The organism is Bradyrhizobium sp. WSM4873 (assembly GCF_055811355.1).
The window spans coordinates 1-23,581 of sequence record NZ_JBVVPS010000055.1 but is presented as its reverse complement, the minus strand read 5'-3'; the positions used below and the strand labels follow the sequence as shown (position 1 = coordinate 23,581).

General features: G+C 64.3%; 24 protein-coding genes. 5 read left to right on the top strand and 19 right to left on the bottom strand.

Features of this window, described 5'->3' with window-relative positions; translation table 11 throughout:
- Nucleotides 1-108 precede the first annotated feature (108 nt).
- The 10 genes from AC0L21_RS36200 to soxX form a co-directional block, all read right to left on the bottom strand.
- Nucleotides 109-1,317 carry an MFS transporter gene (locus AC0L21_RS36200; RefSeq protein ID WP_473266635.1) on the bottom strand — a complete coding sequence of 403 codons (1,209 nt, stop codon included), beginning with the start codon at nucleotides 1,315-1,317 and terminating at the stop codon, nucleotides 109-111.
- 264 nt (nucleotides 1,318-1,581) lie between these two features.
- Complete coding sequence (locus tag AC0L21_RS36195; protein ID WP_473266632.1) at nucleotides 1,582-1,755, bottom strand: hypothetical protein; 174 nt, start codon at nucleotides 1,753-1,755, stop codon at nucleotides 1,582-1,584.
- 75 nt (nucleotides 1,756-1,830) lie between these two features.
- The gene (locus AC0L21_RS36190) at nucleotides 1,831-2,868 is read right to left on the bottom strand and encodes an MBL fold metallo-hydrolase (protein WP_007598021.1); all 1,038 of its coding nucleotides are present in this window, start codon (nucleotides 2,866-2,868) and stop codon (nucleotides 1,831-1,833) included.
- 271 nt (nucleotides 2,869-3,139) lie between these two features.
- Nucleotides 3,140-3,598, bottom strand: a complete 459-nt coding sequence (locus tag AC0L21_RS36185) for a DsrE family protein (protein WP_473266630.1) — start codon at nucleotides 3,596-3,598, stop codon at nucleotides 3,140-3,142.
- A complete protein-coding gene (gene soxB, locus AC0L21_RS36180) occupies nucleotides 3,595-5,346 on the bottom strand; it encodes a thiosulfohydrolase SoxB (protein WP_473266628.1) in 1,752 nt (583 codons plus the stop codon). The genes AC0L21_RS36185 and soxB overlap by 4 nt, the downstream gene beginning before the upstream one ends.
- Nucleotides 5,347-5,401: 55 nt before the next feature.
- Nucleotides 5,402-5,719, bottom strand: a complete 318-nt coding sequence (locus AC0L21_RS36175) for a hypothetical protein (RefSeq protein WP_473266626.1) — start codon at nucleotides 5,717-5,719, stop codon at nucleotides 5,402-5,404.
- Nucleotides 5,716-6,579 (bottom strand): sulfur oxidation c-type cytochrome SoxA, encoded by an 864-nt coding sequence (gene soxA / locus AC0L21_RS36170; RefSeq protein ID WP_473266624.1) that lies wholly within the window; start codon nucleotides 6,577-6,579, stop codon nucleotides 5,716-5,718. The genes AC0L21_RS36175 and soxA overlap by 4 nt, the downstream gene beginning before the upstream one ends.
- Nucleotides 6,579-6,890 carry a thiosulfate oxidation carrier complex protein SoxZ gene (gene soxZ / locus AC0L21_RS36165; RefSeq protein WP_204513134.1) on the bottom strand — a complete coding sequence of 104 codons (312 nt, stop codon included), beginning with the start codon at nucleotides 6,888-6,890 and terminating at the stop codon, nucleotides 6,579-6,581. The genes soxA and soxZ overlap by 1 nt, the downstream gene beginning before the upstream one ends.
- A 15-nt stretch (nucleotides 6,891-6,905) precedes the next feature.
- Nucleotides 6,906-7,397, bottom strand: a complete 492-nt coding sequence (gene soxY / locus AC0L21_RS36160; protein WP_473266623.1) for a thiosulfate oxidation carrier protein SoxY — start codon at nucleotides 7,395-7,397, stop codon at nucleotides 6,906-6,908.
- Nucleotides 7,398-7,435: 38 nt separating this feature from the next.
- Nucleotides 7,436-7,789: a sulfur oxidation c-type cytochrome SoxX gene (gene soxX, locus AC0L21_RS36155; RefSeq protein ID WP_007615843.1), complete on the bottom strand. Its 354-nt coding sequence runs from the start codon at nucleotides 7,787-7,789 to the stop codon at nucleotides 7,436-7,438.
- A gap of 258 nt (nucleotides 7,790-8,047) precedes the next feature.
- Between soxX and AC0L21_RS36150 the strand changes: the two genes are divergently transcribed.
- Nucleotides 8,048-8,722 (top strand): DUF938 domain-containing protein, encoded by a 675-nt coding sequence (locus tag AC0L21_RS36150; protein ID WP_473266622.1) that lies wholly within the window; start codon nucleotides 8,048-8,050, stop codon nucleotides 8,720-8,722.
- Between the two features lie 265 nt (nucleotides 8,723-8,987).
- Here AC0L21_RS36150 and AC0L21_RS36145 read toward each other — a convergent pair whose 3' ends face one another.
- Together AC0L21_RS36145 and AC0L21_RS36140 are read right to left on the bottom strand one after the other, a co-directional pair.
- Nucleotides 8,988-9,749 (bottom strand): alpha/beta fold hydrolase, encoded by a 762-nt coding sequence (locus AC0L21_RS36145; protein WP_473266637.1) that lies wholly within the window; start codon nucleotides 9,747-9,749, stop codon nucleotides 8,988-8,990.
- Between the two features lie 200 nt (nucleotides 9,750-9,949).
- Complete coding sequence (locus tag AC0L21_RS36140; protein WP_473266621.1) at nucleotides 9,950-12,019, bottom strand: prolyl oligopeptidase family serine peptidase; 2,070 nt, start codon at nucleotides 12,017-12,019, stop codon at nucleotides 9,950-9,952.
- A gap of 208 nt (nucleotides 12,020-12,227) precedes the next feature.
- On the opposite strand from AC0L21_RS36140, the gene AC0L21_RS36135 reads away from it, so the two are divergent.
- Nucleotides 12,228-13,475: an MFS transporter gene (locus AC0L21_RS36135; RefSeq protein ID WP_473266619.1), complete on the top strand. Its 1,248-nt coding sequence runs from the start codon at nucleotides 12,228-12,230 to the stop codon at nucleotides 13,473-13,475.
- A gap of 141 nt (nucleotides 13,476-13,616) precedes the next feature.
- Nucleotides 13,617-14,855, top strand: a complete 1,239-nt coding sequence (locus AC0L21_RS36130; RefSeq protein ID WP_473266615.1) for an MFS transporter — start codon at nucleotides 13,617-13,619, stop codon at nucleotides 14,853-14,855.
- Between the two features lie 97 nt (nucleotides 14,856-14,952).
- Here the strand turns inward: AC0L21_RS36130 and AC0L21_RS36125 are convergent, their stop codons facing one another.
- Together AC0L21_RS36125 and AC0L21_RS36120 are read right to left on the bottom strand one after the other, a co-directional pair.
- Nucleotides 14,953-15,447, bottom strand: a complete 495-nt coding sequence (locus tag AC0L21_RS36125; protein ID WP_473266611.1) for a VOC family protein — start codon at nucleotides 15,445-15,447, stop codon at nucleotides 14,953-14,955.
- Between the two features lie 91 nt (nucleotides 15,448-15,538).
- Entirely contained in the window at nucleotides 15,539-16,084 is a 546-nt protein-coding gene (locus tag AC0L21_RS36120; protein WP_473266608.1) for a carboxymuconolactone decarboxylase family protein, read from the bottom strand.
- A 137-nt stretch (nucleotides 16,085-16,221) separates the two neighbouring features.
- Between AC0L21_RS36120 and AC0L21_RS36115 the strand changes: the two genes are divergently transcribed.
- Together AC0L21_RS36115 and AC0L21_RS36110 are read left to right on the top strand one after the other, a co-directional pair.
- Nucleotides 16,222-17,433: an acyl-CoA dehydrogenase family protein gene (locus AC0L21_RS36115; protein ID WP_473266606.1), complete on the top strand. Its 1,212-nt coding sequence runs from the start codon at nucleotides 16,222-16,224 to the stop codon at nucleotides 17,431-17,433.
- Between the two features lie 144 nt (nucleotides 17,434-17,577).
- The gene (locus AC0L21_RS36110; RefSeq protein ID WP_473266604.1) at nucleotides 17,578-18,717 is read left to right on the top strand and encodes an acyl-CoA dehydrogenase family protein; all 1,140 of its coding nucleotides are present in this window, start codon (nucleotides 17,578-17,580) and stop codon (nucleotides 18,715-18,717) included.
- 280 nt (nucleotides 18,718-18,997) lie between these two features.
- On the opposite strand, the gene AC0L21_RS36105 is transcribed toward AC0L21_RS36110, so the two are convergent.
- The 5 genes from AC0L21_RS36105 to AC0L21_RS36085 all read right to left on the bottom strand — a co-directional run bounded on the left by AC0L21_RS36105 (nucleotide 18,998) and on the right by AC0L21_RS36085 (nucleotide 23,423).
- The gene (locus tag AC0L21_RS36105; RefSeq protein WP_035975288.1) at nucleotides 18,998-20,035 is read right to left on the bottom strand and encodes an amino acid ABC transporter substrate-binding protein; all 1,038 of its coding nucleotides are present in this window, start codon (nucleotides 20,033-20,035) and stop codon (nucleotides 18,998-19,000) included.
- Between the two features lie 54 nt (nucleotides 20,036-20,089).
- Nucleotides 20,090-20,683: a L,D-transpeptidase gene (locus tag AC0L21_RS36100; RefSeq protein ID WP_247426781.1), complete on the bottom strand. Its 594-nt coding sequence runs from the start codon at nucleotides 20,681-20,683 to the stop codon at nucleotides 20,090-20,092.
- A 387-nt stretch (nucleotides 20,684-21,070) separates the two neighbouring features.
- Complete coding sequence (locus tag AC0L21_RS36095) at nucleotides 21,071-22,045, bottom strand: hypothetical protein (protein WP_473266603.1); 975 nt, start codon at nucleotides 22,043-22,045, stop codon at nucleotides 21,071-21,073.
- A gap of 84 nt (nucleotides 22,046-22,129) precedes the next feature.
- Nucleotides 22,130-22,693 carry a thioredoxin family protein gene (locus AC0L21_RS36090; protein ID WP_473266601.1) on the bottom strand — a complete coding sequence of 188 codons (564 nt, stop codon included), beginning with the start codon at nucleotides 22,691-22,693 and terminating at the stop codon, nucleotides 22,130-22,132.
- A 31-nt stretch (nucleotides 22,694-22,724) separates the two neighbouring features.
- The gene (locus AC0L21_RS36085) at nucleotides 22,725-23,423 is read right to left on the bottom strand and encodes a cytochrome c biogenesis CcdA family protein (RefSeq protein WP_473266598.1); all 699 of its coding nucleotides are present in this window, start codon (nucleotides 23,421-23,423) and stop codon (nucleotides 22,725-22,727) included.
- Between the last annotated feature and the right edge of the window lie 158 nt (nucleotides 23,424-23,581).

Sequence of the window (23,581 nt, the reverse complement as noted above, 5' to 3'; positions counted from 1 at the left end):
GCTGCTCACAGTCCTCAATGCCATCATGCGCGACAGGAAACCGTACCTGCACACCAAGCCAACATAACAGTTGCCGGCCTTCGCCGGGACGACGATTGAGCTTGATACTCAAGCCGCAGCTTTCGCCTTCCGCTCCGTGAACGGCGACAGCACCACCGTCGCGAGCATGAAGATCACGGACGCCCCGAACACCCAATGCGGCGCGCTCTGGTCCATGATCCAGCCGAACAGCAGCGGGCTGACGATGCCGCCGAGATTGAAGCCGGTGGAGACGATGCCGAAGGCGCGCCCCGCAGCACCGGGAGGTGCTGCATTGCGCACCAGCATGTCGCGCGAGGGGGCGATCACGCCGGAGAGGAATCCCGCGGTCGCCATCGTAGCGATCAGCGCCCAGCCCGGCAGCGTAACCAGCGCGATCAGCAGCACGATCGCCGCGTTCGCGGCAAAGCAGGCGGCGGCGACATAGCCGTGGCGCTCGGTGTGGTCGGCAAGGAAGCCGCCCGCGAGCACGCCGGCGGCGCTTGCACCGAGGAACGCGGTGAGCGCGACATTGGCTGCGGAATAGGTCACGCCATAGCCGCTCATCAGCGCTACCACGCCGAAATTGTTGATGCCGGCGACCGACAGGCTGAGCAGCATGAACAGCGCCGTCAGCGTGATCAGCGCCGGCGTGATCACGGCTTGTTTGGGTGCGTTCTCGGTCCCCGGCTTCGCCTTGTGCGCGCCGGCATCCGGAATGTTCATGGTCACCAGCAACAGCGCGACCAGAACGCCGATCGCGCCCGATGCGATCAGAGCACCGGCACCGCCAGACATGGTGACCATCGCAGCGACGATTGCCGGTGCCACCGCGCCGCCGAAATATCCGGCAAAGGTATGAATCGAGAAGGCGCGGCCCATCCGCGCTTCGTCCATGTGCTCGGCGAGGATGGCATAGTCGGCGGGATGGTAGACGCTGTTGGCGAGCCCGAGCAGCACGGCGCAGGCGATCAGCGAGGTGTAGCTCAGATGCAGGCCGAGCAGGATCAGCGCGAAGCCGCCGAGGGTGAGGCCGCCCAGCAAAATCTTTCGCGCGCCAAAATGGTCGACGAGATAGCCGGTCGGCGCCTGCGTCAGCCCCGACACCACGGCCGACACCGTCAGTGCAAAGCCGAGCTCGACATAGCCGACGCCGAGATGATTTTTGAGGAACGGAAACAGCATCGGCAGGACCAGCAAATGGAAATGGCTGACCCAATGCGCGATCGAGATTCCCGTCAGCGTGCGTAGCGCGCTGTCCGCCTTGCTTTGTTGCGGTGCGGCGAGAACGTCGACCATTGCAGTTCCGTTTCACGTCCTTTGGAGACGCGCAAACTATCGGGCAGAGCGGTTATTTGTCCATGAACGCAGGCGCATGGCAGTAGCGCGGGGCGGGGGATTCCCCGCCGTCGTCCTGGCGAAAGCCAGGACCCATCACCCCAGGAAGCAGTTTGGCGAAAACTCGTGGTCCGGTACTGCGACCATCCACGATCGATAGATCACGCGGTATGGATCCTGGCTTTCGCCAGGACGACAGTTGAGAGCGAGGCAAGAGCCGAGCCCTCAAAACGGCTCGTCGTCGGGCCCGTAGCGGTCGCGCTTTGGTGTCGCGATGTCGCCGTCTTCGTAATCATCGTCTTCGGTGTCGCGCGGAGGCGAAGGCTTGTTCGCCTTGTCTTTTGCTGGCGTGTCGTCCGCAATTTTGGGCGGCGCGCTCGGCTTGCCGATCTTGGCCATGGCTGGTCCCGGATGGTGATGCTGCGCCCGATCCTATCCGGAAGATATGTGCGGTTCCTGACTTATCTCAAGTCGTCAGTGCACCACCGGCCCCCCGGCCTTCTTCCAGGCATCGATGCCGCCGGCGATGTGGGCGGTGTTGGTGAGCCCGGCCTCCTTGGCGGCGGCGACAGCCATCGCGGAGCGTTCGCCGAACGCGCAGAAAAACACGACGCGGCGGCCGGTGGCGGCCGCGACCTCGCGCAGCATGCCGCCGGGCTTGAGGCTGTCCTCAACGGACGGATAGGGCGTATGCAGCGCGCCTTCGAGCATGCCGTGCTTCATCCGCTCATTGGTCTCGCGCAAATCGACCAGCAGGATATCGGGACGGCCGAGGCTGCGGATCGCCTCGACGGCGCGGAGCGCGCGGCCCTCTTTCTCCAGCTCCTCCTGATGCAGGCCGACATGCATGTTGGCGGGCACCGCGACGTCCATCATCTTCGGATTGGGAAGCTTCAGATTGGCCATCAGTTCGATATAGTCGTCGACCGAGCGCACCTGGAGCCGCGGATTGTAGCGTTTCTCCTCCCCGATGGTGGAGACGGTGTCGCCCTTGTAGTCATGCGCCGGAAACACCATCGTCTCGTCCGGCAGCTTGAGCAGCCGATTGAAAATAGACTCATATTGCGCGCGCGAAGAACCGTTCTGGAAATCGGTGCGGCCGGTGCCGCGGATCAGCAGCGTGTCGCCGGTGAAGACGCGGTCGCCCATCAAGTAGGAATAGGAGTCGTCGGTGTGGCCGGGCGTGTACATCACGTCGAGCGCCAGGCCCTCGATCGTCACCTTGTCGCCGTCGGCAACCCGCATCGCCACCACGTCGGCCTTGGTCTGGTCGCCCATCACGGTCATGCAATGGGTGCGGTCGCGCAGCTCGCCGAGGCCGGTGACGTGGTCGGCGTGCAGATGGGTGTCCACCGCCTTGACCAGCTTGAGGTCGAGCTCGCGCAGCAGCTGGCAGTAGCGGTCGACCTTCTCCAGCACGGGATCGAGGATCAGCGCCTCGCCGCCGGGGCGGCTCGCCAGGAGATAGCTGTAGGTACCCGAAACACTGTCGAAGAGCTGACGGAAGATCATGGCAAGATCCGGCGTGAATTCCCTCGCGATTCTACTACGCTTCGGGCTGGAAAGAGAAGCAATTCACTGTGTAAGCACGAAAATTTAGAAGATTTTTATTCCTATGCTGCGTGGGTGGGCGTCACCTAGGCACCGCTGTCATTCCCCGCGAAGGCGGGGAATCCAGTACGCCGCGCCCTTTCCGTACCCCTCGCGGTCTCGGAGTACTGGATCGCCCGCCTTCGCGAGCGATGACACCGACTGTGCCGCGACGCTTTGCCCCGACAAAAGGTCAGGGCCTCACCAATGTGTACCCGTTCTCGCTGAGAAACAGGATCTGGCCGACCCCGACCTGCACCGGTGTCGCCGCGGGGATGAACTCCGGTCGCTTGCCCGTTTCTCGCTCGATCGTGTCGACGGTATTGAGGCAGATGTCGAAGCGTACGCCTTGCGCGATCAGGCTCTCGACCTGCTTGCGACGCTCGTTGCCTGACAACAGGAGATCGATGCCGGGACCGAACGCCACCACCTCGATTGCGACCTTGTCGGGGTCGTAGGCTTTCAGCAAATTGTTGGCGACGCTGAGTACCAGAGCTTGCTTCCTGGCATCGCCATCGGAGAGCTGCAGCACGATCTTGTGCTCGGCGAACGGCTTGTCCTGGAGCGGCACCTGCTGCGCGAAAGCCGGCGGCATCGCCGCCCAGGCGAACAGCGCCAGCAGCATCGCGGATAGGGTTTGCGACCGCATCATCCCTGTCCTGCGATGCCCGGATTGCCCTCGACGCCCCTCAGCGTGACGCCGGAGCCGAGTCGCTCCTGAAACATCCGACCCGAGCGCAGATATTTTGCCACCACATCCCACACCGGCGCGCCTTGCTGGCCATTGACCGAGGCCCAGCCCGCGACCTTGTAGCGGTGGCTGGCATTGAGCGCCTTGCCGCCATTGAGCTTCAGCTCCGAGATGCGGTTGCCGATCGCCGCCGTCGGCGTACACGTGTAGCTGAGCCCGCCGGCGCGCACCATGTCGCCGCCCTGCTGGTAATAGGGATCGGTATTGAAGAGGTTGTCGCAGACGTCTTCCAGCACGTCCTTGATCTGGGCGCCGGTCATCTCCTGCACATAGGTCTCGGGATAGCTGATCGCGGTTTCCGCCAGCAAATCCTCCATCGTCAGCGCCTGGCCGGACAGCCCGGTGACGCCCCAGCGGAAGCCCGGCGACAGCGCGATCTCGGCGTTGAGCTCGTTGCGCAGCGCGCTGCAGATCAGCTCGTCGACCGGGCCGGCGAAATTGTCGCGGCGATACAGCAGGCGATCGGGCGTCGCGATCTTCTCCGACCAGTCGGTGACGAAGGGCGCCCGTAACCGGCCGATCAGTTCGGCCATCCCAGGATCGGGCTTCAACAGCTCGGAATAAACCGGCAGCAGATGATATTTGACGTCGCCGACCTTGCCCTTGTCGAGCGCGAGATCGAGTACGGCCAGAAATTTTCCGTTGGAGCCGGCATTGGTGACGAGCGTCGTGCCGCTCGCATTCTTCACGGCGATGGGCTGCGGGATCGCATCATGGGTATGGCCGCCGAGGATGACGTCGATGCCGGTGACGCGGCTCGCGAGCTTGAGATCGACGTCCATGCCGTTGTGCGACAGCAGGATGACCGCATCGACCTTGTCGGTGCCGCGCAAGCCGTCGACATGCTTCTGGAGCTCTTCCTCCCGGATGCCGAAGGTCCAGTCCGGCGTGAACCGTTTGGGATGCGCGATCGGCACGTAAGGGAAGGCTTGGCCGACGATCGCGACGCGATGGCCGCCGAGTTCCTTGATCACGGAGGGCTTGAACACGCGCCCCGTCGCCTTGTCGAAGGCGGCGGCATCGTTGAATGCGGCTTCCTCGGTCAGGAAAACGTTCTGCGCCAGAAACTCGCCCTTGAACCGCGCGAGATTGTCGCGCAGCGCCTGCTCGCCGTAGGTGAATTCCCAATGCCCGGTCATCGCCTCGATACCGAGCAGGTTTGCGGCCTCGACCATGTCGCGACCCTGCGTCATGTTGGCGAGCCCCGTGCCTTGCCAGAGGTCGCCGCCGTCAACGAGCATGGAGTGCTTTTCGCCGGCATCGCCGCGCAAGCGGTCGATCAGCGTCTTCAGATGGGCGAAGCCGCCGAGCTTGCCGAAGCGACCTGCGGACTTCTCGAACTCGAAGCAGCTGAAGGCATAGGCGTCCGCGCTGTCGGGCCTGATGCCGAAACGGTCGAGGAAGGCGCGGCCGACCAGATGCGGCGGCCGTCCCGCCATCTCGCCGATCCCGATATTGACGCTGGGCTCGCGAAAATAGACCGGATTGAGTTGCGCATGCGTATCGGTGAGGTGAAGGATCCGCGCATTGCCGAACCGTTCGAGGTCGTAAATGCTCGCGGCCTCAGCACCGCGCGCAAGCCGCGGCAGGCCGAGCGATGCGGCAGCAAGGCTTGCATTCTTCAGGAAATCGCGGCGGCGGATCGCCATCCAGAAATTCTCCGCGCCCTCTCATGGTCGCAAGGCTGTTGCAGGAGCGAACAGTCTAGCGGATTTCCATCGCCTTCCAGGCCTCTTTTTCGGAAATCGCCTGGAAGATCGAGGCCTTCGCCAGCGCCTCGGCTTCCCTGGCTGCGGCCACGGCGCGGTCGAAATCGCCGCCATCGGCCGCCTTCTTTGCGGCGGCCAGCGTCGAGACGGTCACGGTCCATTGGTGGCGCAAGCTGGCAGCCTCCTTCGCGGCAGCTTCGGCTGCGGAATAGGCGGGTTTGTAGTCCGCCTCATTTGCCGCGTGGGCCGCCGGCGCGAGGCCGAGGGTAAGCAGCAGGGCAAGCAGCATGGCGAGAGCAAGGGGCAGCTTCATGGCCGCGCTCCCGGTCCCGATATTGGGAGGCCGTTTGCGACGTAGGACAGGAAATATTCGACGTCGCGATATTCATCCGCCTGCGGCTCCAGCGGAACCGCGCGGGTCTGGCTGTTGCAGGTGACGAAGCGGCGGCTGGTCGTGCCCATGCCGCTCCATTCGGAGCGGTAGATCGGCATGGCGTTCAGAATGCCGAGCGCCGGCGCCAGGATCTCGGCGCGGATACGTTCGCCGGGGCTCTGCACATGGCAGCTCGCGCAGGAGAAATTCAATTGGCCGCGGCGGGTGTAGAAATAGCGCTTCCCGTTCTCGAATGCCGCGAGCGCGCGCGGATCGTCGGGGATCTTGATGTCCATCGGCTTGCCGCGCGAGGTGAAGGCCATGTAGGCGGTGAGCGAGGCCATCTCGTCCTTGACGTAGGAATAGGGCGCCTCGCCATTGGCCTCGCGGCAGCGGTTGAGCGCCAGCTCCAGCGTGACGACCTTGCCCTCCTTCTCGTCGAAATAAGGATAGTTCTGGCGGATGCCGATGCCGCCGTTCGGGAAACAGTCGGCATAGGTCTTGCCGTTCTTGAACGGGGTGGCGAACATTTCCTTGCCGGCGTCGAGCGCGAACTCGTAGGGCGGGAATTCCTCCTTCTCCTGCCACTGCCGCTTCATGTCCTCGTTCATCGAATAGGGGCCGTTGACGAAATCCTCGTGCTTCACGGTTGGGAATTTCTGGAAGAAGAAGTTCTGGAACGCCCTGGCGTCGGCGACGGGATCGACCTTGTCGGCCGCCACCACGCGCGGAGAGGTGAGGGCCAACGCGACCAGCGCGGCGCTCAACGAACCAAGCAGGATGGAGGTGCGGGCCTTCATCACGAGATCTTCGCGGTGGTCGTGTCCGACGCACCCTTGTTATCGGTCCAGGAGACCTTGAGATCGTCGCCCTTCTTGGCCCCCTTGAAGCTGAACTTGACGTAGGGGTCCTTCGAGACCGCGGTGCCCCAATCGGCAACGAAGACATCCTTGCCGTTGCATTCGAATTTCAGCTGCTGGATGTAATGCGCCGGGATCAGCTCGCCTTTGGCGTCCTTGACGAAGCCGGTATCCATGGGGTGCTGGATCAGCGCCTGCACCTCGGTGATGTCGCCGTTGGCGGTGGCGCGGACGCGAATGCTGGATGCCATCTCGATCTTCCTCGCTTAGCCGCCGCAGCCGCCGACGGTGACCTTGACCTCTTTGGTCGCGCTGTAGAGCTTGCCGTCGGCCTCCACGATCGCAACGACGTTGGTGGTTTTGGCCATCTTCAGCCGGTTGGCGACGGCAGGGATCGTGCCTTCGGGAATCCTGTAGCTGGCGGCCAGCGCGCTGGGATTCTCGGCCACGAAGAACGAAATCGAGGTGACCTTGTCGAGCGTCGTCGTCACCGAGATCGGCACCACGCCGCCGTTCTCGGCGATCTCGGGGGCGTCCAGCTTGACCTTATCGGACGGCTCGGCCGTTTTGCCGTAGAGCGCCTTGATGGCGTCCGCCTCGCCCTTGTGCTTGAAGGCCTCTTCGGGATATTTGTCGTTGGCCGCAGCGCGCGCGGGAGCGGCGCCGAACGGCAGATTGCCGAGGCCGAGCAGCGCGACCGAGGCTGCGCCCTGAAGGATCAGGCGCCGCGTCGCGCTTGGGCCGGTGAGTGTGGTCATCTCGGGTCTCCCAACCAAATCTCGTGGCGTGCCTGAAGTCACAGGGTCTGCAGGAAATCAACGATCGCGCTGATCTCCTGTTCGGTCAAAATCCGGTTCCGGCCGAACGGCGGCATCATGGTCTGCGGATTGCGCTTGGTCTCGTCGAAGATGATCGCGGCCAGCTCGTTGCGATCGGGGTATTTGGCCTTGAGGTCCTTCAGTTCCGGCCCGATCGTTCCCGGCAGGTCGCCACCCCGGATGACATGGCAGGTCAGGCAATTGCCCTTGCCGCGGTCGAAAGCGAGTTTCTGGCCGTCGGCCACAGCGGACTGCGCCCACGCCGGGCTGGCGAGGCCGGCGGCAATGGCCAGCAAGATGAACAGAACGGGCGTCCGGGAAAAGGCGGTCAAGGCGTCATTCCGAGGCGTTATATCGATGGTCAAGATCGCGAAATAGAAGCGTTCCAAAGCACAAAGGGCACCGCCTGACAATCGAGACTATGCACGCGACAAAATGAAGTTAATATCTTCCCCATTGCAACTAATGAGATTATTTGTTCAGCCGATTTGGCCCGAGAGTTAAGGGCCGTGGCGCGGGCCGGCGTTTCCCGAGCGTTTGGGCGCTCAACCTGTTTTCATCGCGTTCTCGTTTTTTCAAGGGGACATCACTTGGCTGAATATGTCGTCGAATTCGGCAGGGATGGCGGTCGGGTCGAGGCGGATGGGCGGCTCGACGCACCGGCATTTCATCGCAATCACGAGCCGCTCTGGGCGGCACTGGAAAAGCATCTCGCCGGTTGCACCGGCAACGTGGTCGAGCTCGGCAGCGGAACCGGCCAGCACGTGGTCTACTTCGCCCGTCACACGCCCGGCCTGATCTGGTGGCCCAGCGATCTCAACCAGCGCCACCTCAAGAGCATCGAGGCCTGGCGCGTTCATTCAGGCCTGAAAAACATCCGCTCGCCGCTGCGGATCGATCTCACCGATCCCGATTGGTGTCCGGAGATGAAAAGCGGGCAGGCGCCGTCAAGTCTTGCCGCCTTGTTCTGCGCCAATGTCATCCACATCGCGCCATGGACCGTGGCCGAGGGCCTGTTCGCCGGCGCCGGCCGTTATCTGCGCGCCGACGGCAAGCTGTTTCTCTACGGCCCGTTCAAGCGCGACGGCAAGCACACCGCACTCAGCAACGCCGTGTTCGACACCTCCTTGCGCGAAGGCAATCCCGATTGGGGCGTGCGGGATGTCAGCGACGTCGAGAAGCTCGCGAAGGCGGTAGGCCTCGGCCTCGTCGATGCAATCGAGATGCCCGCGAACAATCTGACGCTGGTGTTTTCGCGCGGTTGAGGCGCTGCTGACTTATGCCTGGGTGCACGCCACGATGGCAGCGCGCTCCCTCCCCCCCTTGTGGGGGAGGGCGGGGGAGAGGGGTGGCCCAGGAATAGGTCTATCCATCTCCGATCGTGCCGCGCTCGCAAATCGAGCGAGTCCTCGTGTGGCTACCCCTCTCCCTGCCCCTCCCCCGCAAGGGGGGAGGGAATGAGAGAATGGTGCCCGCCTCACGCCGTGATGGTGAGAGCGCGAAAATGCAGCGCTATCGCGCCTCGCCATCTCATCCCAGGCGCCGGGCGACGAATTCGGAAATGAGAGCCGTCGTGTCCGCCGGGCGTTCAAGGCTGGGGAGATGAGCCACGCCGGGCATTTCGTGCGCCTCTGCGCCCGGCACGACAGCCGCGATGTGGCGACAGCGTTCCTGAACGTAGGGGAAATCGAGGTCGCCCCACACCACGAGGGTCGGTACTGCGACATCGCCGAGCCGGTGGAAGAAGGGCTGAATATCAATGTCCGATCCGAACGGTGGGGAGCGGAGCGCGATGCCGTTCATGTCGAGGAGCAGATCGCGCGCGGGACCCGCGACACGACCTTCGGGCGCGAGCGGTCCATCCAGCCAGAGACGCGCCTTCATCGCGTTCAATCGATCGAGGTCGCCGGACGCCTCGGCCTCCTTCGATTGCGCCATCAGCGTCTCGATGTCGGGCGTGTAGACCGGATCGGGCGCGCCTGCGACATTCGGAGCGATCAGGACGAGGGCGCGAACACGCGATGTGTGTCGGAGGGCTGCATCGAGTGCGATGCGGCCTCCAAGGGAGCAACCAACGAGGATTGCGGGCTCGCCATCTGCGGTCGCCTCCAGCACCGCAACGAGGTCCGCGAGGGCGGAAAAGTCCTCCGGCTCGGCGCGAGTTTCGCCAAACCCGCGTCGGTCATAGGCGACCGCCTTGTTGGTGGCGCCGATTCCATCCAATTGGGTGCGCCACATGCGCCGGTCGCACACGTTGGCATGAAGAAAGACGATGGCAGTGCCGTCGCCCATCACCTCGGTTGCAAGCCTGGCGCGGCCGGACGCAATGAATTGCATGAATTACAAGTCCCAAACTGACGATTTCGCCAATGAGCGTAAAAGGGATCGATCGAGCCAAGAACCCGGGTTGCCCGCATAGGCGGATTGCGAATGTCGATCTTCGAAGCGGCGCCATCGCAAAGCGGCGTATCGAACCCGACGCTTCGCGCTCGTCAGCCCTCGCCGTCCTTCCACCCGATCTTCTCTTTCAAGAACCGAAAACCGATCACCTCAAACCCCGCGCGCTCCTTGTTGTCCTTGCCGTAGCCGTGGCCGCCGGCTTCCGGCTCGTAGAACCAGGCTTCGTAGCCCATCGCCTGGAGCTTTGCGGCCATCTTGCGCGCATGGCCGGGATGGACGCGGTCGTCGCGTCGCGTGGTGGCGATCAGGATCGGCGGATAGGGCTGGCCGGCTTTGACGTTGTGATAGGCGGAGTAGGTCTTGAGCCAGTCCCACTCCTCCGGCTTGTCGGGATCGCCATATTCCGCGATCCAGCTCGCGCCGGCGAGCAGCTTCGTGTAGCGGCGCATGTCGATCAGCGGGATGGTGCAGAACAGCGCGCCGAAACGCTCGGGGTATCGCACCAGCATGTTGGTGATGAGGATGCCGCCGTTCGATCCACCCTGCGCGGCAATGCGCTTTGCCGTCGTCACCCCGCGGCGGACGAGATCGGCGGCAACGGCTGCGAAATCATCGTGCGACAGTTTCTTGCCGGCGAGCCGGCCGGCATCGTGCCAGCGCGTGCCGAATTCGCCGCCGCCGCGCAAATTCGCCTGCACCGTCGTGCCGCCGCGCTCCAGCCACAGCTTGCCGAGTGACGGATTGTAATACGGCTTCACCGAATGGGCGAAGCCGCCATAGGCGCTCATATAGACCGGTGCATCGCCGGTCTCGCCAACAGGGCCGGTCTGCACATAGGGGATACGCTCGCCGTCGATCGAGATCGCCTCGTGCTGGGTCACCATGAGGCCGTCGGCGTTGAATGTTTTAGGCGCCTGCTTCAACACGGTCGGGCTCGCGACGCCGCGCTCGATGAGCAGCAGCGACGGCGGCGTCAGCGGATCCTGCACATTCGCAAGCAGGTCGCCATTGCTCTCGGAGGGATGGCGATCCAGCGGCCAGATGTCGACGACGCCGATCTGCGGCAGGCCACCGAGTTTCTCGCGGCTCCAGCTTGTGGCGGACGGCGTACAGATCTCGAATTGCGGCTGGAGCTCGTCGAGGATCGATAGCACCAGCCTGCCCCCGGCCCAGAACAGACCTTGCAAGGCGCGGCGAGGTTCCGGCTCGAACAGCACCGCGAAATCGCGGCTGCCGGCGAGGAAGGCCGAGAGCGACATGCCGAGCACGGTGTCGGCGGCATAGGCTTTTCCCTCGATCGACCAGGCTTCGCGCAGCTTCATCGCGAACCAGTCGCCATGCGCCTGCAACCAGATGCCGGTCGGCAGATCGAGCTTCGTCGTCGCGCCGTCTGCATCGCGCAGCCAGAGCGCATGATTGAAGAAGTCGATCTGGTCGACGATCCAGCTGCGCGGGGCCGCAGCGGTGTCGTCGACGATGCCGGAGATCGCCATATGATCGGCCGTGGTCTCGATGATCATTTGCGCCTGATCGACAGGCTGGCCGCGCCGCCACAGGCGAACCGTCCGCGAATATCCCGAACTCGTCGCCATGCCCTCACCATGGGCGCTCGACAGCAGCAGCGTGTCGGCATCGAGCCAATCGGCGCCGCCCTTGGCTTCCGACAGCGCAAATCCGTCCGCCACGAAACTCCTGGTGTCGAGGTCGAATTCCCGCAAGGTGACGGCGTCGCTGCCACCGCGCGACAGGCCCAAAATGGCGCGCGCGCTTCCCGGCCGCGTGGTGATGCCGCTCAGCAGCCAGTCCTCGCCTTCGCGTGCGGCGAGCTGGTCGACGTCCAGCATGATCTCCCACGCCGGATGCGATTTGCGAAACTCCGCGAGCGAAGTCTTCCGCCACAGGCCGCGCGGGTTGGTGGCATCCTTCCAGAGATTGTGCAGTTCGTCGCCGCGCCGGCTGACATAGGGAATGTTGTCGGAACGATCGTAGATCGCCGCGAGGATGTCGCGGTCGCGCGCGAAGGCCGCTCCGCCGAACGCCTCGAGCGTCAGGCTGTTCTGCCGCGTGACGAAATCGAGCGCCTGCTTGCCTTCGATCTCCTCCAGCCAGAGCCAGGGATCGTCATCGGGAGCACTGAGCGTAGGCCTGTCGTCGACGGACATGAACGAAACTCCGGAAAGTTGCGGCGGATAGGATTTGATCGAGCGCAAGCCGTCAAGTGCGCGGCCCGTTATCATCGGCCCGATTGCGTCAGAGACATGGCCTGCGCCCGTTTGCGCCGGTTGCCCGCCCTCCCGCGCCCCGCCATAGTGCTGGGAATCAAGCGAGCCCCTTGGAAGCACTTAAAAGCCCGTTGGGGCGGAAATACCGATGCTGGATGTGACTGCAGCCAATGAGATCGCCGCCGACGCCCGCGTGCGCGCCAATGTGGTGCGCCTTGCCGCCGCGCAAGCGCTGACCGGCGCCAACTCTGCGGTGATCTTCGCCACCGGCGCGATCGTCGGCGCGACGCTCGCGCCCGACGTCTCGTTCGCGACCGTGCCGATCTCGATGTATGTGCTCGGCCTCGCCGCCGGCACGCTGCCGACCGGCGCGATCTCGCGCCGCTTCGGCCGCCGCGTCGCTTTCATCGTCGGCACCGGTGTGGGTGCGCTGACCGGTCTGCTCGGCTGCTTCGCGATCCTGCACGCTTCGTTCGCGCTGTTCTGTGTCGCGACTTTTCTCGGCGGCCTCTACGGCGCGGTGGCGCAGTCCTATCGCTTCGCTGCCGCCGACGGCGCCAGTGCAGCCTATCGGCCCAAGGCGGTGTCCTGGGTGATGGCGGGCGGCGTGTTCGCCGGCGTGCTCGGTCCGCAGCTCGTGCAATGGACCATGGATGTCTGGCAGCCTTATCTGTTCGCCTTCAGCTTTCTGGTCCAGGCTGCCGTCGCGCTCATCGCGATGGGCATCGTCGCGGGGGTCGACATGCCGAAACCGGCACCGGCCGATCTTCACGGCGGGCGGCCGCTGCTCGAGATCGTGACCCAGCCGCGTTTCATCGCGGCGGCGCTGTGCGGCGTCATCTCATATCCCATGATGAATCTGGTGATGACCTCGGCGCCGCTCGCCATGAAGCTGTGCGGCTTGAGCGTTTCCGATTCCAATTTCGGCATCCAATGGCACATCGTCGCCATGTACGGGCCGAGCTTCTTCACGGGCGCGCTGATCGCCCGCTTCGGCGCGCGGAAGGTCGTTGCCGCCGGCCTGCTGCTGGAGGCCGGCGCCGCCGGCATCGGCCTGTCCGGCATCACCGCGATGCATTTCTGGGCCACGCTGATCGTGCTTGGTGTGGGGTGGAATTTCTCCTTCATCGGCGCCTCCGCGCTGGTGCTGGAGACGCACCGGCCGCAGGAGCGCAACAAGGTGCAGGCTTTCAACGATTTCCTGGTGTTCGGCATGATGGCGATCGGCTCGTTCTCGTCCGGCCAATTGCTCGCCAGTTACGGCTGGTCCGCGGTGAACATGGTGGTGTTTCCGCCGGTGCTGCTCGGCCTCGCCGTGCTCTCGCTGGCCTCCTTTGCCCGCCGCCGCAAAGCGCGGCTGGACGCGGCCATGGGTGAGTTCCCGGACGCGATCTGAGATGGCGGGAGGCTGTCAGCAGCGTTGATAGTTCGATCCAGGTCGAAGTGATTTCCGGGGCTTGGGTTGTTACATGATGCTCGTCATGAACAGGCGGGCGTGATGCAAGGCGCTCGCGGGGGAAACCAAGGACAAGCGCAAATGCTCGACAATCCCCGGCACGACGTATCCATCGACGAATCCTCCCTCCGCTACGAAGGCTGGCGCATCGTTGCGGTCTGCTTCCTGCTCGCGACCTTCGGCTGGGGGCTCGGCTTCTACGGCCAGAGCGTCTATGTCGCCGAGCTCCAGCGCGCGCACGGCTGGTCGGCCTCGCTGATCTCGTCCGGCACGACGTTCTTCTATCTGTTCGGCGCGCTGCTCGTCGTTTTCGTCGGCGAGGCCGTCAACAAATACGGCCCGCGTCTCGGCCTGATCGCGGGGACGCTGGCGATGTCGGCCGCGGCGGTCGCGATCGGCGCGGTGCGCGAGCCGTGGCAGCTTTATCTCGCCAACGCCGTGCTCGCCTTCGGTTGGGCCGGTACCAGTTTGGCCATGATCACCAACACGATCAGCCTGTGGTTCGACCACAAGCGCGGCATGGCCATCAGTCTCGCGCTGAATGGCGCAAGCTTCGGCGGCATCGTCGGCGTGCCGCTGCTGGTGACGTTGATCGGCCATGTCGGCTTCACCAGTGCGATGTTTATCGTCGCCGGCGCCATGCTCGTGCTGCTCGTGCCGGTGATCCTGATTGTCGTCGGCCGCCCGCCTGATCTCCATGGCCGGCGCGCCGCGACGAAGGCGAAGCCGCAATCGTCGGCGCAGATCCGCAGCCAGGCGTTGCGCGATGTCGGCTTCCTCACCGTGACCATTGCTTTTGCCTTGGTGCTGTTCGCGCAGGTCGGCTTCATCGTCCACCTGATCTCGTTCCTCGATCCCGTGATCGGGCGCGAGCGGGCGGCCGTCGCGGTTGCGGTGCTGACCGCGATGGCGGTGATCGGCCGGGTGCTGTTCTCGCTGGTGATCGACCGCCTCAACCAGCGGCTCGCCTCGGCGCTGTCGTTCCTGAGCCAGGCCGTGGCGCTTCTCGTCGTCATCAATATGCACAATGATTACGTGCTGATCGCCGCCTGCGCATTGTTCGGCTTCTCGGTCGGCAATCTCATCACGCTGCCGTCGCTGATCGTGCAGCAGGAGTTCGATTCCGCCTCGTTCGGCGTGCTGATCAGCCTCAACACCGCAATCAACCAGGTGACCTATGCGTTCGGCCCTGGCGTGGTCGGCTTTCTGCGCGATTTCTCCGGTGGCTATGAGCTGCCGTTCTATCTGTGTATTGCGCTGGAGGTTGTGGCGGCGGCGCTGATCATGGTGCGGGGGAAGCCGCGAGCAAAGCTTTCGTAGGGTGGGCAAAGGCGCATCGCGCCGTGCCCACCATCTGATTCTCCACTTGCCCTCGCGAGATTTGGTGGGCACGCTTCGCTTTGCCCACCCTACGAGACTAGGCCTCGCGCTGCTTCAGCAGCCCGTCCACATCCAGCCGCTTCGTGAACATCGCGAGCTTGCCGTCCGGCCCGAACGGCCATTGCTCCCGCGGCTTGTCCCAATACAACTCGACGCCGTTCTGGTCCGGATCGCGCAAATACAGCGCTTCGGACACGCCATGGTCGCTCGCTCCGTCGAGCGCAATGCTGGCCGAGAGCACGCGGTGCAGCGCATCCGCCAGCGCGGGCCGCGTCGGATAGAGGATCGCGGTGTGATAGAGCCCGGTCGTGCCGGGCGGTGGCGGCGAACCGCCCTTGCTCTCCCAGGTGTTGAGCCCGATGTGGTGATGATAGCCGCCGGCCGAGATGAAGGCCGCGCCGGAGCCCATGCGCTGCATCAGCTCGAAACCGAGCACGCCGCAATAGAAGCCCAGCGCGCGATCGAGATCGGCGACCTTGAGATGGACGTGGCCGATCCTGGTGCCGGCGGCGACGGCTTGGTTCTGCGACATGCGGCTGCTCCGTTGATGAACTCCACATAAGCCCGGGCCCGGGACAGTGCTACCGGCCGATCCCGAAACCCAGCGTTTCCGGATAGGCAACTTACGACAGCTCCCGCACCTCGCCCTCCGGCAGCTCGAACTCAAACGTGTTCAGCGTCATCGACACCAGCGTGTAATAGCCGCAGAGACCAATCACCTCGACCACGCCGCGCTCGCCGAGCAGCTTCACCGCCTCATTATAGAGGCCCTTCTCGACGCCGTGGCCCTCATGCAGCGACTTTGCGACGTCGTAGATCATCTTGCCCCTGGGATCGTCGAAGACGGGCGTGCGGCGGTCGCGGATGGCGTCGATGATGTCGGGCTTCATGCCGCCGGCAAGCGCGAGGCGCTTGTGCGCGTACCATTCGTAATGCGCGGTCCAGTGCCGCGCCGTCACCAGGATCGCGATCTCCGAGAGCTTGGCGGGAAATATCGTGTCGTAGCGCAGGACCTCGCCGAGGCGCGTAGCGTGACGCGCCATGTCGGGGCTGTTGAGCCAGGCCATCATCGGCGCGGGCGGCTTGCCGCGCTTGCCGGCAATCGACTCGTCATAGGTCTGCCGCTGGCTCTCGTTCATTTCGCCAGGCGAAAGAAACTTCAGGCGCATTGTTGTTTCCTCTTTGTTTTCAAGCTTCGCCGTCGCGGCGACTATAGCGGATGCGTGACACGGAAGTGGTTGAATTCCACGAGACGATGGCCCAGAGTCGAGCTCAACAAGCCGATATAGATTGATGGAAACGATCCATGAGCGACAAAACGAGCGAGACTGAGACCGCCGATCTCGAAACATTCCGCAGCGAAACGCGCGCCTGGTTGGAAGCCAATTGCCCGCCGGAGATGCGCAAGCCCGCGACCTCCGACGCCGACGTGTTCTGGGGCGGACGTAACGCAAAATTCTCGTCGGAGCCGCAGCGCATCTGGTTCGAGCGCATGCGCGACAAGGGCTGGACCGTACCCGATTGGCCGAAGGAGTACGGCGGCGGTGGCCTGAGCGCCGCCGAGCACAAGGTGCTGCGCGCGGAGATGGGACGAATCGGCGCGCGGCCCCCGCTGTCGAGCTTCGGCATCTGGATGCTCGGGCCGGCGCTGCTGAAATACGGCAACGACGCGCAGAAGAAAGAGCATCTGCCGAAGATCGCGGCTGGCCTGATCCGCTGGTGTCAGGGCTATTCCGAGCCGAACGCCGGCTCCGATCTCGCGTCGCTCCAGACCCGCGCCGAGAGCGACGGCGATGATTTCGTCGTCACGGGGTCGAAGATCTGGACGTCCTACGCCAACTACGCCGACTGGATCTTCTGCCTCGTCCGCACCGATCCCGCCGCGAAGAAGCATGACGGCATCAGCTTCATCCTGTTCGACATGACCTCGAAGGGCGTGACGACCAAGCCAATCCTGCTGATCTCCGGCTACTCGCCGTTCTGCGAGACGTTCTTCGACAATGTCCGCGTGCCAAAATCGCACGTGGTCGGCACCGTCAACCGCGGCTGGGACGTCGCGAAATATCTGCTCCAGCACGAGCGCGCGATGATATCAGGCATGGGCGAGCGCGGCGTCGGCCGTCCGCTGGGCCAGATCGCGGCCGATTCCGTCGGCACCGATGCGCTGGGACGGCTCGACGATGCCATGCTGCGTGGCCAGATCGCCAGCTTCGACGTCGATGAAGCTGCGCTTGCAGCCTGCGCCGAGCGCGCGGTCGATCTCGCCAAGGCGGGTCAGGCGCATCCGGCGTTCTCGTCGGCAATGAAATATTACGGCACCGAGCTGAACAAGCGCCGCTACGAGATCCTGATGTCGGCCGGTGGCGTCGGTGCACTGGAATGGGAGAGCGAACGTTCGAAGCAAGGAGCGCGTCCGCGCGCCTGGCTGCGGACCAAGGCCAACTCGATCGAGGGCGGCACCACCGAGGTCATGCTCGGCATCGTCGCCAAGCGCATCCTTGATCTGCCGGGAGCGTAAGATTTCCCGTCATTCCGGGGCGCGCGAAGCGCGAGCCCGGAATCCATTTCACCGCGTATATGCCGCCTGATGGATTCCGGGCCTGGCCCTTCGGGCCATCCCGGAATGACCAAGACAAAACAGATTTCGAATCGGAACGCACCCATGGCCCTCGTCCTCACCGAAGAACAATCGATGCTCCGCGACAGCGCGCGCGGGCTGATCAGCGACAAGGCGCCGGTGTCGCATTTGCGGCATCTGCGCGACAGCAAGGACCCCACCGGCTTCTCCAGGGAGTTTTGGCATTCCTTCGCCGAGATGGGTTTTGCCGGCTTGCTGGTGCCGGAAGAGTTCGGCGGCAGCGGTCTTGGCTATGTCGAGGCCGGCGTGGTGATGGAGGAGATCGGCCGCACGCTGATGCCGTCGCCCTTTCTCGCCACCAGCGTGGTCGCGGCCTCGGCGCTGAACCGTGGCGGCAATGTCGCGCAGAAGTCGGAGTATCTGCCGAAGATTTCCAACGGCTCCCTGCTGGCGACGCTCGCGATCGACGAGGGCGCAAAACATCGCCCGCTTCAGACCAACCTCCAGGCCGTGCGCGCCGGCAACGATTTCAGGCTCTCCGGCGCCAAGGCGCTGGTGGTCGACGGTCACGTCGCCGATCTCATCATCGTCGCTGCGCGCACTGCGGGTTCGGCCGGCGAGCGCGAGGGGCTGACGCTGTTCCTGGTCAACCCCAAGGCCAAGGGCGTTGCGATCGAGCGCACCATCATGGTCGACGCGCACAATGCGGCGCGGATCGAGCTTGCCAATGTCGAGCTCGATGCCGACAGCGTGCTCGGCGAAATCGACCAGGGTGGCGCACTGCTCGACGGCGTGCTCGATATCGGGCGCGGCGCGGTGGCCTCCGAAATGGTCGGCTTGAGCGAAGAGGTGTTCAACCGCACCGTCGAGTACCTCAAGAGCCGCAAGCAATTCGGCAAGCTGATCGGCGAATTCCAGGCGCTGCAGCACCGCGCCGCCGAGCTCTACGTCGACATCGAGATCACCCGCGCCGCCGTAATGAAGGCGCTGCAAGCGCTCGATACGGACGTCGCCAAAGCCGCATCAAGTGTCGCAGTGGCAAAGGCTCGCGCCGGCACCACCGCCACGCGCGCGGTGCAGGAAGGCGTGCAGATGCATGGCGGCATGGGCATGACCGACCAGTTCGACATCGGCTTCTTCATGAAGCGCGCGCGTGTGTGCGAGGAATTGTTCGGGGATGCGAACTACCACACCGAGCAGCTGGCGCGGGCGCGGGGATATTGAGGCGAGCGGGTGTGAGGTCCAGGGCGTCGCCTCACAGGCGGTGTCGTCGCCCGGCTTGACCGGGCGATCCAGTACGCCGCGGCCTCTCGATTGATCACAACCGTCTCTGGAATACTGGATCGCCCGGTCAAGCCGGGCGATGACAGTTGAGATTGTGGATAGCGCGCCTGCCCCAAGCTCGTCATTGCGAGGAGCAGTTGCGACGAAGCAATCCAGACCGTCGCCTTGGAAAGACTCTGGATTGCTTCGCTTCGCTCGCAATGTCGGCGGATAGAGCTCCTTACCTCACCGGCGGTGCATACTGCACGCCGCCCGCATTCCACAGCTGGTTCATGCCGCGCGGGATCTTCAGCTTCGATTTCTCGCCGATGTTGCGCTCGTACATCTCGCCGTAATTGCCGACGTGGCGGATGATGCGGACCACCCAATCCTTGGTGAGGCCGAGCTGCTCGCCGTAATTGCCCTCGGTGCCGACCAGCCGCATCACTTCCGGCTTCTTCGACTTCAGGGCCTCGTCGATGTTCTCCGAGGAGACGCCGAGCTCCTCGGCGTTGATCATCGCGTACAGCGTCCACTTCACGATCATCATCCAGTCGTCGTCGCGCTGGCGCACGACGGGCGCGAGCGGCTCCTTGGAGATCATGTCCGGCAGGATCATGTGGTCGCCGGGCTTCGACAGGTTGATCCGCAGCGCGTAGAGCTGGGAGACGTCGGCGGAGAGCGTGTCGCATTTGCCGGTATCGTAGGCTTTCACCACGTCGTCCAGCTTGTCGAACTTCATCTCTTCATACTTCATGTTGTTGGCACGGAAGTAATCCGCGACGTTGAGCGCCGTGGTGGTCCCGGTCTGGACGCAGACCTTGCTGCCGGTCAGGTCCAGCGCGGTTTCCTTGTTGCGCGCACGCGGCAGCATGAAGCCTGCGCCGTCGTAATAGGCGACCGCGGGGAAATAGAGATCGTAGTCGAGCTCGCGCGCCATGCTCCAGGTCGAGTTGCGTGAGAGGATGTCCACCTTCCGGCTCTGCAATTCCTTGAAGCGCTCGCTGGCATCGAGCGCGACGAATTTCGCCTTGCTCGGGTCGTTGAAGATCGCCGACGCGACAGCGCGGCAGAAATCGACGTCGAAGCCGGTCCAGTTGCCCTTGTCGTCGGGGATCGAGAAGCCCGGCAGGCCCTTGTTGACGCCGCACAGCACCTCGCCGCGGCGGACGGTGCGCTTCAGGGTGCGGGTGTCGTAGAATTCATAGATGATGGCCAGGACGGCGACCAGCACGGCGACTGCGAGCCCGATCAGCAGGCCGCCACGAAAAGTGCGCATCATGTTGCTCTCTCGAAATAATCGGGAAAAGGAATATTCGCCAGGGCGAGAAGATCAGAGTTCGGGCTTCTGCCGGATGACCACCTTGGTGCCGACAGGGACGCGATCGTAGAGATCGGCGACGTCACGGTTGACGAGCCGGAAGCAGCCCGAGGAGACCTTGGTGCCGATCGTGTCGGGCCGATTGGTGCCGTGGATCCGATAAACGGTGGTGCCCAGATACATGGCGCGCGCGCCGAGCGGATTGCCGGGGCCGCCGGCCATGAAGCGCGGCAGATAGGGCTGGCGCTGGATCATCTCCGGCGGCGGCGTCCAATCCGGCCACTCCTTCTTGTTGGTGATGTTCACCAGCCCCTGCCACTGAAAGCCATCGCGGCCGACGCCGATGCCGTAGCGGATCGCACGACCGCCGGGCTGCACCAGATAGAGATGCCGTTCGGCGGTCGAGATGATGAGGGTGCCGGGCGCTTCGGTGGTGCGGAAGTAGACGACCTGCTTCTGCCATTCCGGATCGAGCTCGAAGGCATCGTCGGCGACCAGGCCCGGCTCGTCGCCGCGGTCGGGCTGCTGGGCGTAGGCATGGGGCGCGGACAGGATCAGGCCGATCGCAGCCACAAACATCCCGGTCAGGCGACGAAAATCCGTCATTTCAAGCTCTCCCCACTGCCACAGCGAATTTCGTTCGGAACCATCTGAACCCAGCGGCAGCTTCATGGCAAGTTGATGGCGCGCCCGGCTGGTATGTCACGAGAATGCTTTGGTTTTTTGACGGACCGTCGGCAATGCCACAAACAGGGGATGGCGCGAAAAGCTCAGATTACCGCCGAGAAGTCGATGCGCTCCCTCCCCCGCTTACGGGGGAGGGTCGGGGAGAGGGTGTCTCCGCAGAAAGACTCCCCCAGAGGAGAGAACCCTCACCCGGCGCGCGGGGCGATGCTTCGCATCGCCCGGGCGCGCCGACCTCTCCCGCAAGCGGGAGAGGCTCAGACCGAACCAGCGGTGAGATCAACTTCGCCAATTCGCACGAGATGCCAGCTAGATCTTGTTGTTCTCCGGCGCGATCCCGAGCCGCCGGACGATCTCCGTCCCCACGGCGCGCGCCTCGAGCCTCGACCCGATCCGAGGGCTGCGAAACCGTCGTCCTGAGAGCAAGCGGATCACGACGATGCAGTGCTCGTCCTCGGACCGGCCGCGGCGCTCGACCGTGATCGTCTTGACGTCGCGCCCTTCGATGTGGTCGGCGCGCAACGTGCCGTCGCCCCACAGGCGTTCGACGCGGATATCGCCCTGGCGGATGATCCAGAAGGCGCCGGTCACAAGGTTGGCATATCGATAAACGCCGAAAGCGGCGATCGCGCCGACCGGCAGCAGCATGATGTCGACCGGCCCGGGCGACAGGCCACGCCAAAGCCTGTAGGCGTAGGGAACGGCGCACAATGCGACGACGATCAGTGCGACGATCCTGATGTCTCTCTTCGAGAACGGCTCGAGGGGGTCGCCGAGACGCATCTCGGGATTGCTGGCATCGAGCGGATTGACAGGAGACTCGACGTCGGGAACGTCGAATTGCGCGGCGATCCGCGCCACCGTGTCATGCACGTGGGTGACATCGGTGATCGGCGGCGACGTCAGGCGCTCACCGGAGGCGAGCGTGAAGGCGAGCTGGAAGCGGGCTTTCGCCCTCTTGCTTCCGGGAACCTGCAATCCCCTGATGTCGTCTTTGGCAACGATCCGCGTCTTTAGTTTTCCGAACGGACGCTGCTCCCCGATCAGGATCTCGTCCGGCGTGATGATCCACACCACCGCTGGCGCCAGCATGATGATTCCGACGAACGCCGCTCCCACCAGCAGCGCGACCACGGAGATGATCACCTCCAGGAGGTCGTGCGTGAACAGGCCCGGCGTGAAGCACAGTGCAACGGCGGCCGCAAAGCCGGACATGACCAGCCGCTGCGCGATCGAGGCGCCTTCACGAAGGCGAATGTCGGTGCTGCTGGTGGCGTCGTCCATTGCGGGCGGCTGATTCCGTAGCCCGCGAAACTCCACGGACGGGTCCGTGGAGTCAAGCAGCAACGGCGAGACCCGCGCCGGGTGTTAGCTATTGGCGTTCAGCAGCTTTGCCACGGTGCGGTCGATCTCGTCATAGCGGCCTTCGCCCGCGTGCTGGAACACGATCTTGCCGTTCTGGTCGATGATGTACTGCGCCGGCCAATACTGGTTGCTGTAGGCGTTCCAGGTCCTGGAATCATTGTCCTGCGCCACCGGATAGGTGATGCCGTGCCTCTTCAGCGCCGCCTGGACATTGGAGGCCGAGCGCTCGAACGGGAATTCCGGCGTGTGCACGCCCACCACGACGAGACCCCGGTCCTTGTACTTGGTGTAGAGCTCGGTGACGTGCGGCAGCGTGTTGACGCAGTTGACGCAGCCATAAGTCCAGAAGTCGACCAGCACGACCTTGCCGCGGAGGTCGGCGAGGCTGAGCGGCTTCGAGTTGAACCAGTTGTTGATGCCGGCGAAGTCGGGCGCAGTCTGCTGGCTTGCGGCAGCGGTGACGACAGGGACAGCACGCGGAGCCTCGTCGCAGATGCCGGGGATGACGGCGCCTGTTACGGCGATGCCGATCAGAGCGGCGGAGACGGCGAGCAGTTTGAAAGTCATGGACGAGTCCTCCGGTTGAGATGCGCGATGATCACAGGCCGATCTGGCCGGTGGGATAGAAGCCGGTGAGCCACGCCACGATCAGCGTGTCGTATTGGAAATAGGCAGCGATGGCGAAGCCGATCACGACGACGCCAAAACCCTGCTGCAGCCGCGGCGAAATGCGCGCGAGACTGCGCACCCGCGTGGTGGCGGCCTGCCCGCCATAGGCGATCGCCAGCATGGGAATCGCCGCGCCGATCGCGTAGGCCACCAGCAGCGTGCCGGCCCAGCCAAAATTCTTCGTCGTCGCGACCAGTGTCAGGATCGAGCCGAGCACCGGGCCGGCGCAGGGCGTCCAGACCAGGCCGAGCGTGGTGCCGAGCACGAGTCCGCCGAGCGCGCCCTCGCGCTGCGTGGCGCTGGAATTGCCGAGATCGAGCCAGCCGTTGAGCCGGATCGACAGCCATTCGAACGGCGCCGGCCACAGCATCAACAGGCCGAAGCCGAGCAGCAGGATGGCTGCCGCCTCGCGCAGCACGTTCGGATCGAAATCGAAAGCCCGCGTCAGCGCGCCCAACAGCAGCGCGACGGCCGAGAACGAGACGACGAAGCCGAGCGCGATCATCGCGGGGCGCAGATGCGAGCTGCGACCGATCGAGGCGCCGAGCAGGATCGGCAGCATCGGCAGCGTGCAGGGCGCGGCGATGGTGAGGATGCCGGCGAGGATCGCGAAGAGAAGTTCGAGCATCGGGGCACTCGTGGAGGGGGTCACGAGGGCTGTTCGGGATAGATGTGTCGGACGTTACGCGCCGTCACACGTTCGTGACGGGAGTGCTGCTGCCGCGGCGGCGGTGCGTTCCCTCCCCCTTGTGGGGGAGGGTTAGGGAGGGGGGTAGCCCAGGAGAT

What these genes read in the sequence shown, in the direction of transcription:
- AC0L21_RS36090 (WP_473266601.1), bottom strand. Translation starts at nt 22,693, where the DNA reads ATGACTTTCAAACTGCTCGCCGTCTCCGCCGCTCTGATCGGCATCGCC.
- AC0L21_RS36175 (WP_473266626.1), bottom strand. Translation starts at nt 5,719, where the DNA reads ATGAAGCTGCCCCTTGCTCTCGCCATGCTGCTTGCCCTGCTGCTTACC.
- AC0L21_RS36130 (WP_473266615.1), top strand. Translation starts at nt 13,617, where the DNA reads ATGCTCGACAATCCCCGGCACGACGTATCCATCGACGAATCCTCCCTC.
- AC0L21_RS36100 (WP_247426781.1), bottom strand. Translation starts at nt 20,683, where the DNA reads ATGACGGATTTTCGTCGCCTGACCGGGATGTTTGTGGCTGCGATCGGC.
- AC0L21_RS36135 (WP_473266619.1), top strand. Translation starts at nt 12,228, where the DNA reads ATGCTGGATGTGACTGCAGCCAATGAGATCGCCGCCGACGCCCGCGTG.
- AC0L21_RS36190 (WP_007598021.1), bottom strand. Translation starts at nt 2,868, where the DNA reads ATGATCTTCCGTCAGCTCTTCGACAGTGTTTCGGGTACCTACAGCTAT.
- AC0L21_RS36195 (WP_473266632.1), bottom strand. Translation starts at nt 1,755, where the DNA reads ATGGCCAAGATCGGCAAGCCGAGCGCGCCGCCCAAAATTGCGGACGAC.
- AC0L21_RS36185 (WP_473266630.1), bottom strand. Translation starts at nt 3,598, where the DNA reads ATGATGCGGTCGCAAACCCTATCCGCGATGCTGCTGGCGCTGTTCGCC.
- soxA (WP_473266624.1), bottom strand. Translation starts at nt 6,579, where the DNA reads ATGAAGGCCCGCACCTCCATCCTGCTTGGTTCGTTGAGCGCCGCGCTG.
- AC0L21_RS36085 (WP_473266598.1), bottom strand. Translation starts at nt 23,423, where the DNA reads ATGCTCGAACTTCTCTTCGCGATCCTCGCCGGCATCCTCACCATCGCC.
- soxZ (WP_204513134.1), bottom strand. Translation starts at nt 6,890, where the DNA reads ATGGCATCCAGCATTCGCGTCCGCGCCACCGCCAACGGCGACATCACC.
- AC0L21_RS36115 (WP_473266606.1), top strand. Translation starts at nt 16,222, where the DNA reads ATGAGCGACAAAACGAGCGAGACTGAGACCGCCGATCTCGAAACATTC.
- AC0L21_RS36105 (WP_035975288.1), bottom strand. Translation starts at nt 20,035, where the DNA reads ATGCGCACTTTTCGTGGCGGCCTGCTGATCGGGCTCGCAGTCGCCGTG.
- soxY (WP_473266623.1), bottom strand. Translation starts at nt 7,397, where the DNA reads ATGACCACACTCACCGGCCCAAGCGCGACGCGGCGCCTGATCCTTCAG.
- soxB (WP_473266628.1), bottom strand. Translation starts at nt 5,346, where the DNA reads ATGGCGATCCGCCGCCGCGATTTCCTGAAGAATGCAAGCCTTGCTGCC.
- AC0L21_RS36125 (WP_473266611.1), bottom strand. Translation starts at nt 15,447, where the DNA reads ATGTCGCAGAACCAAGCCGTCGCCGCCGGCACCAGGATCGGCCACGTC.
- AC0L21_RS36200 (WP_473266635.1), bottom strand. Translation starts at nt 1,317, where the DNA reads ATGGTCGACGTTCTCGCCGCACCGCAACAAAGCAAGGCGGACAGCGCG.
- AC0L21_RS36120 (WP_473266608.1), bottom strand. Translation starts at nt 16,084, where the DNA reads ATGCGCCTGAAGTTTCTTTCGCCTGGCGAAATGAACGAGAGCCAGCGG.
- AC0L21_RS36110 (WP_473266604.1), top strand. Translation starts at nt 17,578, where the DNA reads ATGGCCCTCGTCCTCACCGAAGAACAATCGATGCTCCGCGACAGCGCG.
- AC0L21_RS36140 (WP_473266621.1), bottom strand. Translation starts at nt 12,019, where the DNA reads ATGTCCGTCGACGACAGGCCTACGCTCAGTGCTCCCGATGACGATCCC.
- AC0L21_RS36095 (WP_473266603.1), bottom strand. Translation starts at nt 22,045, where the DNA reads ATGGACGACGCCACCAGCAGCACCGACATTCGCCTTCGTGAAGGCGCC.
- AC0L21_RS36145 (WP_473266637.1), bottom strand. Translation starts at nt 9,749, where the DNA reads ATGGGCGACGGCACTGCCATCGTCTTTCTTCATGCCAACGTGTGCGAC.